The organism is Faecalibacterium sp. Marseille-Q4137, from assembly GCF_017377535.1.
In the GTDB taxonomy this organism is placed as follows: domain Bacteria; phylum Bacillota; class Clostridia; order Oscillospirales; family Ruminococcaceae; genus Faecalibacterium; species Faecalibacterium duncaniae.
The window spans coordinates 1-17083 of sequence record NZ_JAFREK010000050.1; the positions used below are offsets into that span (position 1 = coordinate 1).

The window sequence follows — 17083 nt, forward strand, 5'->3', positions numbered from 1 at the left end:
ACTATTCTCACTATTATTTGATTTAGTGATTTTTTTCTTCTTTGGAGAAACCAGTTTGTGACCGGAATAAATGGACATGCCCATACAAATCAATGAAGAATAGGCAAAGTATTTATGCGCAGTCATAGATTTTTTGATTCCAGAATAAATGCATCCCAACATACAGAAAAGTGCGCCTAAGGCCCAGTATTTATGTGATTTCATGATTTGATGCCTCCTTTGATTTAACTGATTCAATTATAACGTTTTTTTACGAAAATGCAAGCATTACCGGGAACGCTTTCATGTGGATGCTGTGACTGCCGCTACGGTCATGATCGGTGGGCATTACGAACAAGGCTCACATGTAGCATTCGACTCCGAATATCAGCCAGCACACATATGAGGACGGAAAATGTAGCAGCTTTTGAAAAAAATTGCTTTTTTCTGCTCAAAGTGCTACAATCGGAATATACCGAATACAAAGGGAAGAAAGCTCCCATGCCAAGACCGCCACGGTGCCGTCAAATTTGTGGCGTATCACAGGTCGATACATTCTGTCCCAACGGGTGCGAGAATACCGAGCCGATCCTGCTGACGCTGGACGAATACGAGGTCATTCGGCTGGTTGACTTGGAGCAGCAAACCCACGAGCAGTGTGCCGCGCAGATGGACATTTCACGCTCTACCGTGCAGGAGATTTACGAAGGCGCACGGCGCAAGATTGCAGCGTGTCTTGTCCACGGGAAACCGCTGCACATCACCGGGGGAAACTACCGCATTTGCGGAGGACAGGAGGCAGCTCACTGCGGCCGTTGCTGCCGGATGCAGAGAACCAACATGGAAAAATTAGGCAAAACTTGCAAAGGAGATTCCATTATGAAAATTGCAGTTACCTATGAAAACGGTCAAATCTTTCAGCATTTCGGTCACACCGAGCAGTTCAAGCTTTATGAAGCTGTGGACGGCAAAATCACTCATGCGAAAGTCGTTGACACCAACGGCAGCGGTCACGGCGCACTGGCAGGCTTCCTGATGCAGAACGGCGTGGACACTTTGATTTGCGGAGGCATCGGCGGCGGTGCGCAGGCAGCTCTGGCCGAAGCGGGCATCAAGCTCTACGGCGGTGTCAGCGGGGACGCTGATGCTGCGGTGAGCGCATTGCTCAACGGAAATCTGGGCTACGATCCCAATGTTCACTGTGACCACCATGATCATGAGCACGGCGAGGCTGGTCACTCCTGCGGTGACCACGGCTGCGGCAAGCATAGCTGCCATTGATATGGAACGCACACTGACACAACTTCCGTTCTGGTCATCCTTGACCGAACGCGAAATGGACACACTACGCCGCAGTGCCTTTGTCCGTCATTATAAAAAGGGTGCGTTCGTTCACAGCAGCGACAATGAATGTCTCGGAATGCTGTTTATTCTTTCCGGCGAGATTCGCACCTATCTTCTCTCTGATGAGGGGCGGGAGGTAACGCTGTTCCGCCTGTATCCGGGCGAACTATGTGTGCTTTCCGCCTCCTGCGTGATCAGTCAGATCACCTTTGATACGCAAATGACTGCCGGAATGGATACGGACGTTCTGGTTATCCCTGCAAATGTCATTGCTGCACTCAAGGAGAAAAATCTCCATGTCCGCTGTTTTCTCTATGAACTGGCAACGAAACGGTTTTCTGATGTGATGTGGGCGATGCAGCAGATCATGTTCAAGGGGCTGGATCAGCGGCTGGCAGAATTTCTCTTTGCCGAAGCGGAACGTACCGGCTCCGACACGATACGTATGACCCATGAGCAGATCGCCCAGCACATCAGCTCGGCACGGGAGGCAGTGGCACGGATGCTCAAAAGCTTCTCGGAGGACGGACTGGTGGAGCTGAAGCGTGGTGCAATCACGCTGCGGGATAAGAACAGACTAAATCGTCTAAAATAAAAAGGAATGTGACTTCGTCACGGAATAAAATCATAGATTTGCTACAATAAAAGCAGAAAAGCAGAAAAGCAGAAAAGCAGGAAGGAGTATCCACCATGAAAGAAACGAAATACGCAGGAACTCAAACCGAAAAAAACCTGATGGCTGCCTTTGCCGGTGAGTCCGAGGCACGCAACAAGTACACCTATTTTGCATCCAAGGCCAAGAAGGAAGGCTTTGAGCAGATCGCGGCACTGTTCCTCAAAACCGCTGACAATGAGAAGGAACACGCCAAGCTGTGGTTCAAAGAACTGAACGGCATTGGCGACACCGCAGAAAACCTTCTCTCCGCCGCTGAGGGTGAGAACTACGAGTGGACGGATATGTACGATGGCTTTGCCAAAACTGCCGATGAGGAAGGCTTTCATGAGCTGGCCCAGCGTTTCCGCCTGGTAGCCGCCATTGAAAAGCACCATGAGGAGCGCTACCGCGCCCTGTTGCACAATGTGGAGATGGCAGAGGTCTTTGCCAAGAGTGAGGTCAAGGTATGGGAGTGCCGCAACTGCGGTCACATTGTGATCGGTGAGAAAGCTCCGGAGATTTGCCCCACCTGCAACCATCCCCAGAGCTATTTTGAAATTCACGCAGAAAACTATTAAAGAAAAGGAGAATTATCATGGATCAGAAGTTTTACATTTGCAAGCATTGTGGCAACATCATTGCCAAAGTTAAGGACGCAGGCGTCCCTGTTGTCTGCTGCGGCGAGCCGATGAGCGAGATCGTTCCCGGCACCACCGATGCCGCCGTGGAAAAGCACGTCCCTGTCTGGACGGTGGAAAACGGCATCGTCCATGTCAAGGTCGGCTCTGTGGAGCACCCCATGCTGCCAGAGCACTACATCGAATGGGTATCTCTCCAGACCAAGCAGGGCAATCAGCGTAAGGAACTGCATCCCGGCGAAAAGCCGGAGGTCTGCTTCGCGCTCTGCGAGGGCGACGAGGTCGAAGCGGTCTACGCCTACTGCAACCTCCACAGTCTGTGGAAAGCGTAATTCACCTTCTTAAAATCCGGTGCTCAAAAAGCACCGGATTTTTTTTATCAATGTAACCTCGTCACAGAAAAAGACTTTGTCCTGCGGTATGATAAAGCCACAATCAAGAAAGAGCTGGCGAACATGAAAATCAAGCTCAATCCCGATCAGGAGATTGTCAGCACCATCAGAAAAGGACTCAAGCGCACCGGCGGGTACTGCCCCTGCCGCAGGGAGCGCACAGAGGCAACCAAATGTATGTGCCAGGAGTTCAAGAATCCAATTGCAGATCCGGGCTTCGAGGGGGTCTGCCACTGTATGCTCTATTACAAATCCTTGTAGGATTAAGGGAGGAAAGCTATGCTGTCAAAGAAACTGGCTGCCATAGATAAGACGCGGTGCGTCGCCTGCGGTGTGTGCGAAAATACCTGTCCACTGGGGGCTGTCAAGGTGCGCCGCGGCTGCTACGCCGCCGTGGAGGCGGAACGCTGCGTAGGCTGCGGCAAGTGCGCAAAACTCTGTCCCGTCGGCTGCATTGAGGTGAAAGCGAGGGCTGACGCATGAAAGCAAAACATTGGTACGATTACCTGTGGGTGTATGCCATCATCTATTTTGCACTGGGCTTTTTCAATATCCTGTTCGCGTGGCTGGGTATGATCGATTTTCTTCTGCCGCTGCTTTTAGCCATCTTTGGCGGGAACAAATTCTTTTGCAACCACCTCTGCGGACGGGGTCAACTGTTCAGCAAGCTGGGGACAGACCTTAAATGCTCCCGCTGCAAGCCCACGCCCCGCTGGATGTCCTCCAAGTGGTTCCGTTATGCCTTTTTGCTCTTTTTCCTGACGATGTTCGGCAACATGGTGTTCCAGACCTATCTGGTCGCTGCGGGTGCTACGTCCCTGCGGGAGGCCATTAAGCTGTTCTGGACATTCCGTGTGCCGTGGAGCTGGACTTATACAGCCGGTACGGTCACTGACTGGGTGGCGCAGTTCAGCTTTGGCTTTTATGGCCTCATGCTAACCTCTCTGCTGCTGGGTCTGATCGTTATGGTGCTCTACAAGCCCCGCACATGGTGTGCGTTTTGTCCGATGGGAACCATGACGCAGGGCATTTGCAAGCTGAAAAACAAAGAATAAACAAAGATAACAGAACGGAGCCTTTCTCATGGCTGAACTGAAAATTACTGCTGCGAATTTTGAAAATGAGGTACTGCATTCCGACAAGCCCGTCCTGCTGGATTTCTATGCGGACTGGTGCGGACCGTGCAAAATGCTCTCTCCCGTACTGCATGAGCTTGCCGAAGAAAAAAGCGGTGCGCTCAAGGTGGGCAAGGTCAATGTGGACGAGCAGATGGAGCTGGCGATGCGTTTTCAGGTATCCAGCATCCCGATGCTGGTCGTATTCAAGGATGGAAAGGCCATTACCAAATCGGTCGGCTATCGGCCTAAGTCGGAGATTGCCGCAATGGTGGAGGGCGCAAGATGAAAGTTGTGATCGTAGGCGGTGTGGCGGGCGGTGCTTCTGCCGCTGCCCGCATCCGCCGTTTGGATGAACACGCCCAGATCATCATGATCGAGCGCAGCGGCTATGTGTCCTATGCCAACTGCGGTCTGCCGTATTATGTGGGCGGTGTGATCAAGGAGCAAGAAGAACTGACACTGCAAACTCCGGAGAGCTTCTGGGACCGCTTTCGCATTGATGTGCGGGTACGGCAGGAAGTAACTGCGATCAATCCCACAGAGAAAACAGTCACTGTCCGCACACTGGACAGCGGGAAGATCTATACGGAAACCTATGACAAACTGCTTCTTGCCCCCGGCGCAAAGCCGACGGTTCCTGCGCTTTCCGGCGTGGACAGCGAGCGTGTTTTCACACTGCGCACCGTGGAGGATACCCTCCGCATCAGGCGCTTTGTAGAGGATCAGAAGCCGAAAACCGCTGTTTTGGCTGGCGGCGGCTTTATCGGTCTGGAAATGGCGGAAAACCTTGTGGAGATGGGCGTTTCCGTCACCATCGTCCAACGTCCAAAGCAGCTATTAGCGCCGCTGGATGCGGACATGGCGAGCTTTGTCCATGCGGAAATGCGCAGGCACGGCGTGACTCTGCGGTTGGGTGAAACCGTCACCGGATTCCGGCAGGACGGAGATTCCGTGCTGACGCTGCTGGAGGAAAGTGAGCCGCTGCGCTCCGACATGGTGCTGCTGGCCATCGGCGTCACGCCGGACACCCATCTGGCAAAAGAGGCCGGACTTGAGCTGGGCATCCGGGGCAGCATCGCTGTCAACGAGCGGATGGAAACCTCCGTGCCGGACATCTATGCTGTGGGCGATGCCGTAGAGGTCACCCATTTTGTAACCGGGCAGAAAGCGTTGATTTCGCTGGCGGGACCCGCCAACAAGCAGGGACGCATTGCCGCTGACAATATCTGTGGCGGCAATAGCCACTTTCACGGCTCTCAGGGCTCGTCTGTTCTGAAACTGTTCGGCTTGACAGCGGCCTCCACGGGGATCAATGAAAAAGCGGCGCAGGCAGCAGAGATCGCTTACGACAAAGTCGTGCTATTCCCGGCATCCCACGCTGCCTATTACCCCGGCGCACAGTCTATGGCAATGAAGGTACTGTATGAAAAGGAAAGCCTGCGGCTGCTGGGTGCGCAGATCGTTGGCGGCGAGGGCGTGGACAAGCGTATTGATGTACTGGCAACGGCCATTCGCTCAAAAATGAAAGCTTTGGAACTGACGGAACTTGACCTTTCCTATGCGCCGCCCTATTCCTCTGCCAAGGATCCGGTCAATATGGCCGGTTTTATGATTGAGGATTTGGAGAGCGGGAAAGTGCAGCAGTTCCACTGGAATGATGTTGAGGACTTGCCCTGCGATGGCAGTGCGACGCTGCTGGACGTCCGTACGGAAGGCGAATATCGGCGTGGGCACTTGAATGGATTCCGCAATATTCCACTGGACGATCTGCGGGAGCACTTGGACGAGTTAGAGCGGGACAAGCCTGTCTATGTGAATTGCCAGACTGGGCTTCGCAGTTATCTGGCCTGTCGGCTTTTAACGCAGTATGGTTTCAGCTGTTCCCATCTCTCTGGCGGATACAGTTTTTATCAGGTCGTAACACAAGAGCAGCAGACAGCGCGGAGCGCCTATCCCTGCGGAATGGAGAAACTATGAGTGAAAATTTATTTGGCTTGACGGTTGCGGCAGATAAAGGCTTAGATGATCTGCAGTGCCAGCGCCTTTTAAGCGAAAATCGCAGGTATCAGGAAGTCATGCTGCAATACCGATGTGCGCTGAAAGCACTGGAAAGCAGGTTGGAAATTCTAAACGAAGAGTTTTCATTGCAGCATGATCGCAATCCGATAGAAAGTATGAAAAGTCGCTTGAAGTCACCGTCCAGCATTATGAATAAGATGCAGAAGCGGGGACTTTCTCTGGATTTTCCGACCATGCAGGCAAATATCATGGATATTGCCGGTGTGCGGGTGATCTGCTCTTTCGAGGAGGATGTGTTCTTTTTGGCAAAGTGCTTAAAAGATCAGTCTGACATTGAAATCATCACGGAGAAAGATTATATTTCACACCCTAAGCCAAATGGCTATCGCAGTCTGCACCTGACGATCCGGCTGCCGGTATTCTTTGCGGAAAAAGAGATCCATGTGCCAGTGGAGATACAACTCCGTACAATCGCCATGGACTTCTGGGCAAGCCTTGAGCATACCATCCGCTATAAGAAAAATCTGCCGATAAATGCTGAAATCGAAACTGAACTGAAAGAGTGCGCCGATTCCAGCAGAGAGTGGGATGGTAAAATGGAACATCTACTGCACATCTTAACATAATGCGTCGGATATAAAATGAAAAGCACGCACTTTGGTGCTTGCCTTGGACTTGCCAGGGATCGCCTCATCCGCCTTGGATGGGCGACCCCTGCGAGCCCCAACCAATTTCTCCGCTTTCTGGTTTTCAGGCATAGTCTTTTCTGCTTTCGGCGGACTGCCACGGCACAGCTTTTTCGGCTTCTATAATTGTAAGGAACATGGCTTTTCGCTGAATGGAAAGCGAAGCTGACCCGGGCTGGGGCGGTCTGTATGAAAGCGATATTTTTTTTGAAATAATCTTGACAAAATTTATCAAGATTGATATGATGGTATTAACAAGCAAGCGAAAAGAGGATGTGGAGCATGATCATCACCAAAGAGACGGACTACGCGCTGCGCATTTTGCGGGTGCTGCTGGACGGGGAGAAGCATTCGGTGGCCGAGATGTCGGAAACGGAATTGATCCCCAATCAGTTTGCCTACCAGATTCTGCGCAAGCTCTCCGCCGGCAATTTGGTGCGGGTGAGCCGCGGCGCTCTCGGCGGCTGCGAGCTGTCCTGCGATCTGGACGCGACCTCCCTCTACGATCTCATGGGGGTCGTGGGGGAGCGGGGCATCCTGTGCGCCTGCATGGAGCCGGGATATGAATGCCGCTGGCAGGACAAGCATGGGCGGTGCGCCATCCACTGTCAGCTGGCGGCCTTGCAGCAAAAGCAGGACGAGGCGTTCCGTGCCGTGAGCCTGCGCAGGCTGCTGACCGGCGGATCCGATCCCCAAGATACAAGCAAGCTGTAAAATTTTAAAAGGAGGTACCCGTATGCTGTTTCAAACCACGGCGGCGCACGAAGAGCTGCGCGCGAAGATCCGGAGTTTTGCGGAGGAGGAGATCAAGCCCCTCGCATTTTTAATGGATCAGAACAACGAGTTTCCCGAGGAGGCTGTCAAGAAGCTGGGTAAGCTGGGCTGGATGGGCATTCCCTACCCCAAGGAGTACGGCGGTGCCGGTCTTGATGCCCTGAGCTACGCCATCGCGGTGGAGGAGCTGGCCCGTGTGGACGGCGGCACGGGCGTAATCCTCTCCGCCCACGTCTCCCTCGGCTCATGGCCCATTTTCGCCTATGGCACCGAGGAGCAGAAGAAGAAATATCTGGTTCCGCTGGCTAAGGGCGAGAAAATCGGCGCCTTCGGCCTTACGGAGACCAACGCCGGATCCGACGCCGGCGGCACGGAGACCACGGCGCTGGATAAGGGGGACTACTACCTCCTCAACGGCGGCAAGATCTTCATTACCAACGCCCCTAAGGCGGACACCTATGTGGTTTTCGCCGTCACCACGCCGGACATCGGCACCCGGGGCATCTCCGCTTTCATCGTGGAGAAGGGCTGGAAGGGCTTTGAGTTCGGCGACCACTATGACAAGATGGGTATTCGCTCCTCCTCCACGGCGGAGCTGATCTTCAACGACGTGAAGGTTCCCAAGGAAAACCTATTGGGTAAGGAGGGCGAGGGCTTCAAGATTGCCATGTCCACGCTGGACGGCGGACGCATCGGCATCGCCGCGCAGGCGCTGGGCATCGCCCAGGGCGCGTTTGAGCACGCGTTGAGCTATTCCAAGGAGCGCGTCCAGTTCGGCAAGCCCATCGCGGCCCAGCAGAGCATCGCCTTCAAGCTGGCGGATATGGCAACCAAGCTGCGCTGCGCCCGGTTCCTCATCTACTCCGCGGCGGAGCTGAAGGAGCAGCACGCGCCTTACGGCATGGAGTCCGCCATGGCGAAGATGTATGCCTCGGACATCGCGCTGGAGGTCACCAACGATGCCTTGCAGATCCACGGCGGCAGCGGCTACCTCAAGGGCATGGAGGTGGAACGGGCCTACCGCGACGCCAAGATCACCACCCTCTACGAGGGCACTAACGAGATCCAGCGGGTGGTCATCGCCTCTCATCTGTTGGGCAGGCTGGGCAAGAGCTCCGGCGGCGAGAGCCGTTCGGCGGCCAAGAAACCCGCGCCCATCACCGGCATTCGCAAAAAGACCATCTTCCGGGAGGGGGACGCTGCCCAGCAGGTGGCCGACCTTGTGGCAGCGCTGAAGAAGGATGGTCACGACTTCTCCGTGGGCATCCCTATGGATACGCCCATCCCGCAGGCGGAGCGGGTGGTCTCCGCGGGCAAGGGCATCGGGGAGAAAAAGAACATGAAACTGGTAGAGTCGCTGGCCAAGGCCGCCGGCGCGGCCATCGGTTCTTCCCGCCCTGTGGCGGAGACTCTCAAATATCTGCCGCTGAACCGCTATGTGGGTATGTCCGGTCAGAAGTTCACCGGCAATCTGTACATCGCCTGCGGCATCTCCGGCGCATCCCAGCACCTTAAGGGCATCAAGGACGCCTCCACCATCGTGGCCATCAATAAGAACGGTAACGCGCCTATCTTCAAGAACTGCGACTACGGCATCGTGGGCGATGTGGAGGAGATCCTGCCCCTGCTCACTGCCGCGCTGGATAGCGGCGAAAAGCTGCCCGCGCCGCCCATGGTAAAGATGAAGCGGCCCACGCCGCCGAAGCCCGCCCCCATCGGCGACCGCTACGTCTGCAGCGGCTGCGGCTACGAGTATGTGCCGGAGTTGGGCGACGAGGACGGCGAGATCGCGCCCGGTACGCTCTTTGAGCAGCTTCCCGCCGAGTGGGTGTGTCCCGAGTGCGCGGAGACGAAGGATCAATTTGTAAAGGCTTGAGGCCGTGAAGGAGGCAAGATAAGATGTATTGCGTGCGTAAAGTAACGAACGACCTCTACTGGGTGGGCGCCAACGACCATCGCCTGGCCCTGTTTGAAAACTGCTTTCCCATTCCCCGGGGCGTAAGCTACAACGCCTACTGCCTGCTGGATGAAAAGACGGTGCTCTTTGACACGGTGGACTGGTCTGCCTGCCGCCAGCTTTTGGAAAATCTGGCGTATGTGCTGGATGGCCGCGAGCTGGACTACCTGCTGGTCAACCATCTGGAGCCGGATCACGCCGCCTGCATCGAGGAGATCCTGCTGCGCCATCCCAAGGTGAAACTGATCTCCAACGAGAAGGCATTCATGCTCATGCGGCAGTTCGGCTTCCATGTGGACGGACATGAGTGCATCGAGGTGAAGGAGGGCGACACCTTCTCCTTCGGCAAGCACACCGTCACCTTTGTGGGCGCGCCTATGGTTCACTGGCCGGAGGCCATGGTGACCCTCGACGTCACCGACGGCGTCCTCTTTTCCGCCGACGCCTTCGGCACCTTCGGCGCGCTGGACGGCAAGCTGTTCGCCGACGAGGTGGACTTCGAGCGGGACTGGCTGGACGACGCCCGTCGCTACCTTACCAACATCGTGGGCAAGTACGGCCCCCACATCCAGCTCCTGCTGAAAAAGGCCGGCGGCGTTTTGGATCAGATCAAGTACATCTGCCCGCTCCACGGCCCCGTGTGGCGCAAGGATCTGGGCTGGTTCATTGAAAAGTACGACACATGGAGCCGCTATGCCCCTGAGACCCAGGGCGTGCTCATCGTCTACGCCTCTATGTACGGCAACACGGAGAACGCGGCGCAGGCGCTGGCGACGTCGCTCTGCGATAAGGGCATGAGCAAGGTGGCGATGTACGATGTGTCCTCCACTCATGTCTCCCAGCTGATCTCCGAGGCGTTTAAGTACAGTCACATTGTCCTGGCCTCTGTGACCTACAACCTCGGCATCTACCCCGCCATGCATGACTTCCTCATGGATATGAAGGCACTGAATCTGCAAAACCGCACCTTTGCCATCATTGAAAACGGCTCATGGGCGGTGAAGTCCGGTGACCTCATGCAGAAATTCGTCAACGATGAGCTTAAGAACATGACGGTGCTCAACGAGCGGCTCAGCCTCGCCTCGTCCATGGGCACGGACAAGCGCACTGAGCTGGAAGCACTGGCGGACGCTATTCTGGAATCTATGAAGTGACTGGCAGAGAAGCCAAAGCCAAGACAACAAACAGCCCTGCCGCGTCGGCTGCAGAAAAACCGGCTTTCAAAAACAGAGCGGGCAAGCGTGATACTGCGCTTGCCCGCTCTTTGCCCAAAAGGACATGAGAAGTGACCGGAGAAGATGAGAGGATCGAAATGGAGATCAGAAAACGAAACGGGGAGTCTGTTCCCTTTCAACAGGAGAAAATTTTCAACGCCATGAAAAAGGCGTTTGACGGACAGGGCAAGGAGATCGGGAGCAGAGAGATGGATGAGATCCTCGCCACCGTTCTCAACAATCTCTCCGTCACAGTGCCGCTCACCGTAGAACGTGTGCAGGACGAGGTGGAGCGAGCGCTCATGGAGCGCGGACACTATGAGGTGGCCAAGGCGTACATCCTCTACCGCGAAAAGCGGTCTGCGCTGCGCCGTGTCCGGCATACCATCGCGCGGACGGTGGGGGATGACTCGCTTGACGAGGTGCTGCGCCGCATCCAGATGGATTTTACCGAGGAAGTCTACTCCCTCGCGGCGCTTCAAATGAAGTTTGAGAGTTTCTGTCGCCTGGGCATGACTGAGGATGAGCGGGCTGAGGCACTGACCAAGGCGGCGGTAGAGCTGACTACGGCAGAGGCACCCAAGTGGGAGTTCATCGCGGCGCGGCTTCTGAACCACTCCTTTCGCTGTCGCAACGCACAGGAATGGGAGGGGCGCGGCGTCGGCGACCTCTATAGCAGGCTTCGCTATCTGACGGATAAGGGACTCTACGGTGACTATATCCTTGCCCACTATACCCACGAGGAGATTGCCATGGCGGAGGACTTTCTCTGCCCGGAACGGGACGAGCTGTTCACCTACTCCGGCCTTGACCTGCTGCTCAAACGCTATGTGATCCAGTCACGCAGCCGCGTGCCGCTGGAAACACCGCAGGAGATGTTTTTGGGTATCGCGCTGCATCTTGCTATGAACGAAGGCTCTGACCGCATGGGGTGGGTAAAACGCTTTTACGATATGCTCAGCCGTATGGAGGTCACGATGGCGACACCTACCATGTCCAACGCACGAAAGCCCTACCATCAGCTTTCAAGCTGCTTTGTGGACACTGTGCCGGACAGTCTGGACGGCATCTACCGCTCGCTGGACAACTTCGCAAAGGTCTCTAAATTCGGCGGTGGAATGGGGATGTACTTCGGTAAGGTGCGCGCTGCAGGCAGCACCATCCGCGGCTTTCAAGGGGCGGCGGGCGGTGTTATCCGCTGGATCCGGCTGGTCAACGACACCGCCGTGGCGGTGGATCAGTTGGGGATGCGGCAGGGCGCTGTGGCGGTTTACTTAGACGCATGGCACCGGGATCTGCCGGAATTCCTTCAACTGCGCACCAACAACGGCGACGACCGCATGAAGGCACATGATGTGTTTCCCGCCGTGTGCTATCCGGATCTCTTCTGGCGACTGGCGGAGGAGAACATAGACGCGCCGTGGCATCTCATGTGTCCGCATGAGATCCTCACGGTCAAGGGCTACGCACTGGAGGATTACTGGGGTACAGAATGGGAGAAGCGGTATCTGGACTGCGTCAATGACCCGCGCATCGAAAAGCGCAGCGTCACCGTCAAGGACATCGTGCGGCTGGTGCTTCGCTCGGCAGTGGAGACCGGCACACCCTTCGCTTTCAATCGCGACAGTGTAAATCATATGAACCCAAACGGCCACACGGGAATGATCTATTGCTCCAATCTCTGTACGGAGATCGCGCAGAACATGGCACCCATCGAGCACATCAGCACTGAGGTGCACACGGAGAACGGCGACACAATTGTGGTGACGGCCACACGTCCAGGTGAGTTTGTGGTCTGCAACCTGGCGAGTCTGTCTCTCGGTAATCTGCCGGTGGAGGACGAGGCCTATATGGAACGCACGGTGGAAACGGCCATCCGCGCACTGGATAATGTGATCGATCTCAACTTCTACCCGTTGGAATACGCGCGGCTTACCAATCAGAAGTACCGCAGCATCGGCCTGGGCGTCAGCGGCTACCACCACATGCTGGCAAAGCGCGGCATCCACTGGGAGAGCGATGAGCACCTTGCCTTCACCGACGCAGTGTTCGAGCTCATCAACTACGCCGCTGTCAAGGCGGACACAGCTCTGGCACGGGAAAAGGGTCGTTACGCGCTCTTTGAGGGCAGCGACTGGCAGACGGGCGCGTATTTTGAAAAGCGGGGTTATACCTCCGAAAAGTGGCGGGCGCTTGCGAAAACGGTGGCGGTGCAGGGAATGCGCAACGCCTATCTGCTGGCGGTCGCACCGACCTCCAGCACATCTATCCTCTCCGGCACGTCGGCGGGCATAGATCCAATTATGAAGAAATTCTTTTTAGAGGAAAAAAAGGGCAGCATGCTGCCCCGCGTTGCTCCGGAGCTTTCTATGGACACATGGTGGTACTATAAGGCAGCGCATCTGATCGACCAAAGCTGGTCGGTACGCGCTGCGGGCCTTCGCCAGAGACATATTGACCAGGCGCAGAGCATGAATCTCTATATCACCAACGACTATTCCATGCGTCAGGTGCTCAGACTGTATTTGGAGGCGTGGAGGGCCGGCGTCAAGACCATTTACTATGTCCGCAGCAAGGCCCTTGAGGTCGAGACCTGCGAAAGCTGCTCGTCATAAGGAGGATAGCATGACGGAACTGAAGAAAAAGCCCCTCTTTAACCCGGAGGGCGACCCTGATGTGCGCCTGCGGCGCATGATCGGCGGCAATACCACCAACCTCAACGACTTCAACAATATGAAGTACGCTTGGGTCAGCGACTGGTACCGGCAGGCCATGAACAACTTTTGGATCCCTGAGGAGATCAATCTCTCGCAGGATGTGAAGGACTATCCCCGCCTGCTGTCAGCCGAGCGCAGCGCCTACGATAAAATTCTGAGTTTTCTTGTCTTTTTGGATTCCATTCAGACAGCGAACCTGCCTAATATCGGCGCCTACATTACCGCCAACGAGGTCAATCTCTGCCTGTCCATTCAGGCGTTTCAGGAGTGTGTCCACTCACAGAGCTACAGCTATATGCTCGACACCATCTGTTCCCCCGTGGAGCGCAATGACATCCTCTACCAATGGAAATCGGACGAGCATCTGCTGCGCCGCAACACCTTCATTGGGGACTGCTACAACGAGTTTCAGGAGCGGAAGGACGCTCCCACGCTGCTGCGCGTGATGATGGCAAACTATATTTTGGAGGGCATCTATTTTTACAGCGGCTTTATGTTCTTCTACAATCTCTCCCGAAACGGGAAGATGCCCGGCTCGGCGCAGGAGATTCGCTACATAAACCGCGATGAGAACACGCACTTGTGGCTGTTCCGCAATATCATCACGGAGCTGCAAAAGGAGCAGCCGGAGTTGTTCACCGCCGAGAGCGTACAAGCGCTGCGCGAGATGATGCGTGAGGGCGTGGAGCAGGAAATCGCATGGGGGCATTATGTAATCGGCGACGACATCCCGGGGCTGAACCGGCAGATGATCAGCGATTACATCCGCTATCTCGGCAACCTCCGCTGGACGAGCCTTGGCTATCCCGCATTGTATCCAGGCTTTGAGAGCGAACCGGAGAGCATGGAATGGGTCAGCCAGTACGCCGACGCCAACATGGTCAAGACCGATTTCTTTGAGGCACGCAGTACCGCCTACGCCAAGAGCACCGCACTGATAGACGATTTATAAGAAAACCAAAGACATCAGAATAGGAGATACTACTATGAATTACAGCGCTATGATTCAAAATCGCAGATCCGTTCACGCATTCCGCGAAAAGGAAGTTCCGAGCGAGGCTATCGGCCAGCTCCGATCCTACTATGAAAAGACCTGCCCCCGTCTTGTCCCGGAGATTGCAACGGAGTTGATCGTCTTGGACAAGGATGCACAGCCGGCGCTGGAGAGCTCAGCGGGCTATAATCAATTTCTCATCGGAGCACCGCACTACCTGCTCCTTATGTCTGCCCCGCATTCCTATGCGGCCATCAACGCCGGCTACATGATGGAAGATCTCGTCCTCAAGCTGACTGAGTTGGACATTGACACCTGCTGGATGACCTTCACCGACAGCGACAAAATCAAAAAGGCACTGTCTCTCGCCACCCCGTTAGAGGTGGCGGCAATCGTTGCCTTTGGCTACGGGGAAAAGACCGCAAAAAAGCTGCGGCTGAATATCCTAAGTATGTCTCAGATCGATGTGCGGGCCGAGCAGCAGTACTACGCGCCCAAAAAGGGCGTGAATGATTTGGTTCACATGGGGAGCTGGAGCAACAAGTCTGGGCTTGACGAGATGATGGACTTCTACGACGATATGCTCTGGCAGTCCTTCTACGCCGCTTCGCTCTCCCCCAGCTATCTCAACCGTCAGCCCTATAGCTTCCTTGTGCAGGATCACAGCATCTATTTGGTGCAGCAGGAGGATGCCTACACCGATAATTTGGATGCCGCATTGGATCTCGGTATTGTCATGCTCCACTTCTCCGCCGTCGCCTCCCAGTGGGCGGGGCAGGTACGCTGGGAACTTTCACCTGCTGCGCCCGACGGCCTGCCGGAAGGACTTCGCTCCGCTGCGGTGTGCCACATATAACGACTCTGGGGGAAGCAAGGCAACGGTAAAATGCGCGACCGTCGATCCGCGGTTGAGCGTATGTTTCATTAGAAAAGAAGAACCTATCCGTCAGAGTCTGAGTAAGGAAAATAGGAGGTATTTTTTATATGGCTACCGTCATCTCAGGATGAGGTCACAATGTGGTGTGGGGCGAGACCGGAGTCTTGAGAATACCCAAACAAAGGAAAGGAGCTGACAGATATGGCAGCTATGAATATGAATCAGGAGCAGTTTAAGCAGTTGATCCGGGAGGAAAAGCCTGTTTTGGTGGATTTCTGGGCGCCCTGGTGCAGCTATTGCCGGAGGATCGGCCCTGCGTATGAGAAGATTGGAGAGGAATACGCGGACAGTCTTGCCGTCGGCAAAATCAACATTGACGAGGAGCCGCGGCTGGCGGGGGCCGAGGGGATCGAGGACATCCCAACTCTGGTGCTGTACCGGAACGGAAAGGCCGTGGATTCCATCACCGCGCCCAGCTCAAAGGCAGAAATCGACCGTTTCATTCAGGAAGCCTTGGCGAAATAACGGAGGGTTCAGATATGAACAACAATCATGTTTATGATATGCTCGTGGTGGGCGGCGGCCCGGGCGGCTACACCGCCGCCCTGTACGCGGCACGGGCGGGGCTGGACACCATCGTGCTGGAAAAACTGTCCGCCGGTGGGCAGATGGCCCTGACCGAGCAGATCGACAACTATCCCGGCTTTGAGGACGGGATCGACGGCTTCTCTCTGGCGGAGAAGATGCAAAAGCAGGCGGAGCGCTTCGGGGCACGCAGCGAATACGCAGAAGTCCTCCGCATGGATCTGACGGCGGTTCCCAAGCTCGTGGAGACCAGCGAGGGGATTTTCCTGGGGAAAACCGTGGTGCTGGCCACCGGTGCGAACCCCAGAACGCTGGGCGTGGCCAGAGAGTCGGAACTGGTGGGCCGAGGCGTGGCCTACTGCGCCGCCTGCGACGGGATGTTTTACAAGGGCAAAACGGTGGTCGTGGTGGGCGGCGGCAATTCCGCCGCGGCAGATGCCCTCCTTCTCAGCCGCGTGGCGAAAAAAGTGATCCTCGTCCACCGCAGAGACACCCTGCGGGCCACCAAGATCTATCACGAGCCGCTGGCACAGGCCGAAAACGTGGAATTCCGTTGGAACAGCGTCGTTTCCGCGCTGCTTTCCGGGGACAGGCTGACCGGCGTCCGCCTGCGGGACACCGTCACCGGTGAGGAAAGCGTGGTGGACTGCGACGGCGTATTTGTCAGCGTGGGCCGACAGCCCGCCACGGCACTGGCGGTGGGTCAACTGGAGCTGGACGGCGGCGGCTATATCGTGGCCGGAGAGACCACGGAAACCAGTATTCCCGGCGTTTACGCCGTGGGCGACGTGCGGACGAAGCCCCTCCGTCAGGTGGTCACCGCAGTGGCGGACGGCGCGGTGGCAGTTCACATGGCGGAGAAATATATCGCGGAAAACCGATAAGGGAGGTAGATTGAAAAAGCCATGTTTAAGGTCAGGCCGGATACGGCCGCAGTGGGGATGCCGACATATCTGCAAGGCAAACTGCCAGAGTGATGGCAGATAAGAAACCCATGTAAGATCGGGAGATATGTTGTCTCTCCATATCCAGTCCACGCAACAGTAAGCAACTGAACACAAAACACAGCCACAGATGTATGATATGAACCCCAAAAGTTAGACAAAAATCAAATTAAGCGACCCCAACGGTCTG

Annotated in this window: 19 protein-coding genes; 18 read left to right on the forward strand and 1 reads right to left on the reverse strand. The window is 55.6% G+C overall.

Annotation, left to right across the window (positions count from 1 at the left end; genetic code table 11):
- Positions 1 to 204, reverse strand: a 204-nt coding sequence (locus J3353_RS14205) for a DUF6219 family protein (protein WP_097839462.1), incomplete at its 3' end; no start/stop codon positions are given.
- Positions 205 to 480: 276 nt separating this feature from the next.
- On the opposite strand from J3353_RS14205, the gene J3353_RS14210 reads away from it, so the two are divergent.
- The 18 genes from J3353_RS14210 to trxB all read left to right on the forward strand — a co-directional run bounded on the left by J3353_RS14210 (position 481) and on the right by trxB (position 16833).
- Positions 481 to 1260: a DUF134 domain-containing protein gene (locus tag J3353_RS14210; protein WP_117949759.1), complete on the forward strand. Its 780-nt coding sequence runs from the start codon at positions 481 to 483 to the stop codon at positions 1258 to 1260.
- 55 nt (positions 1261 to 1315) lie between these two features.
- The gene (locus J3353_RS14215) at positions 1316 to 1918 is read left to right on the forward strand and encodes a Crp/Fnr family transcriptional regulator (RefSeq protein WP_255536643.1); all 603 of its coding nucleotides are present in this window, start codon (positions 1316 to 1318) and stop codon (positions 1916 to 1918) included.
- A gap of 95 nt (positions 1919 to 2013) precedes the next feature.
- On the forward strand, positions 2014 to 2556 hold the full coding sequence (rbr, locus tag J3353_RS14220; RefSeq protein WP_207685094.1) for a rubrerythrin: 543 nt from the start codon (positions 2014 to 2016) through the stop codon (positions 2554 to 2556).
- Between the two features lie 17 nt (positions 2557 to 2573).
- A complete protein-coding gene (locus J3353_RS14225; RefSeq protein ID WP_112146307.1) occupies positions 2574 to 2948 on the forward strand; it encodes a desulfoferrodoxin family protein in 375 nt (124 codons plus the stop codon).
- A gap of 102 nt (positions 2949 to 3050) precedes the next feature.
- On the forward strand, positions 3051 to 3269 hold the full coding sequence (locus tag J3353_RS14230) for a ferredoxin-thioredoxin reductase catalytic domain-containing protein (protein ID WP_227621501.1): 219 nt from the start codon (positions 3051 to 3053) through the stop codon (positions 3267 to 3269).
- A gap of 18 nt (positions 3270 to 3287) precedes the next feature.
- Positions 3288 to 3491 carry a 4Fe-4S binding protein gene (locus J3353_RS14235; protein ID WP_097771465.1) on the forward strand — a complete coding sequence of 68 codons (204 nt, stop codon included), beginning with the start codon at positions 3288 to 3290 and terminating at the stop codon, positions 3489 to 3491.
- Entirely contained in the window at positions 3488 to 4063 is a 576-nt protein-coding gene (locus J3353_RS14240) for a 4Fe-4S binding protein (protein WP_120121338.1), read from the forward strand. Before J3353_RS14235 ends, J3353_RS14240 begins: the two co-directional genes overlap by 4 nt.
- 28 nt (positions 4064 to 4091) lie before the next feature.
- Positions 4092 to 4412, forward strand: a complete 321-nt coding sequence (gene trxA / locus J3353_RS14245; protein ID WP_156075278.1) for a thioredoxin — start codon at positions 4092 to 4094, stop codon at positions 4410 to 4412.
- Positions 4409 to 6103 (forward strand): FAD-dependent oxidoreductase, encoded by a 1695-nt coding sequence (locus J3353_RS14250; protein WP_207685095.1) that lies wholly within the window; start codon positions 4409 to 4411, stop codon positions 6101 to 6103. The genes trxA (J3353_RS14245) and J3353_RS14250 overlap by 4 nt, the downstream gene beginning before the upstream one ends.
- Positions 6100 to 6771 carry a GTP pyrophosphokinase family protein gene (locus J3353_RS14255; RefSeq protein WP_156066591.1) on the forward strand — a complete coding sequence of 224 codons (672 nt, stop codon included), beginning with the start codon at positions 6100 to 6102 and terminating at the stop codon, positions 6769 to 6771. Before J3353_RS14250 ends, J3353_RS14255 begins: the two co-directional genes overlap by 4 nt.
- A 342-nt stretch (positions 6772 to 7113) precedes the next feature.
- Positions 7114 to 7545 carry an Rrf2 family transcriptional regulator gene (locus tag J3353_RS14260; protein ID WP_120021075.1) on the forward strand — a complete coding sequence of 144 codons (432 nt, stop codon included), beginning with the start codon at positions 7114 to 7116 and terminating at the stop codon, positions 7543 to 7545.
- Between the two features lie 22 nt (positions 7546 to 7567).
- Positions 7568 to 9481 (forward strand): acyl-CoA dehydrogenase family protein, encoded by a 1914-nt coding sequence (locus J3353_RS14265; protein ID WP_097777351.1) that lies wholly within the window; start codon positions 7568 to 7570, stop codon positions 9479 to 9481.
- A gap of 23 nt (positions 9482 to 9504) precedes the next feature.
- Positions 9505 to 10716, forward strand: coding sequence for an FprA family A-type flavoprotein (locus tag J3353_RS14270; RefSeq protein WP_117506266.1), 1212 nt, complete (start codon positions 9505 to 9507; stop codon positions 10714 to 10716).
- 158 nt (positions 10717 to 10874) lie between these two features.
- Entirely contained in the window at positions 10875 to 13391 is a 2517-nt protein-coding gene (locus J3353_RS14275) for a ribonucleoside-diphosphate reductase subunit alpha (RefSeq protein ID WP_207685096.1), read from the forward strand.
- Between the two features lie 10 nt (positions 13392 to 13401).
- Entirely contained in the window at positions 13402 to 14445 is a 1044-nt protein-coding gene (locus J3353_RS14280) for a ribonucleotide-diphosphate reductase subunit beta (RefSeq protein ID WP_117506268.1), read from the forward strand.
- Between the two features lie 34 nt (positions 14446 to 14479).
- Complete coding sequence (locus J3353_RS14285; protein WP_207685097.1) at positions 14480 to 15343, forward strand: nitroreductase family protein; 864 nt, start codon at positions 14480 to 14482, stop codon at positions 15341 to 15343.
- A gap of 222 nt (positions 15344 to 15565) precedes the next feature.
- Positions 15566 to 15889 carry a thioredoxin gene (gene trxA / locus J3353_RS14290; RefSeq protein WP_207685098.1) on the forward strand — a complete coding sequence of 108 codons (324 nt, stop codon included), beginning with the start codon at positions 15566 to 15568 and terminating at the stop codon, positions 15887 to 15889.
- Positions 15890 to 15903: 14 nt separating this feature from the next.
- Complete coding sequence (trxB, locus tag J3353_RS14295) at positions 15904 to 16833, forward strand: thioredoxin-disulfide reductase (protein WP_117476252.1); 930 nt, start codon at positions 15904 to 15906, stop codon at positions 16831 to 16833.
- Positions 16834 to 17083: the final 250 nt, after the last annotated feature.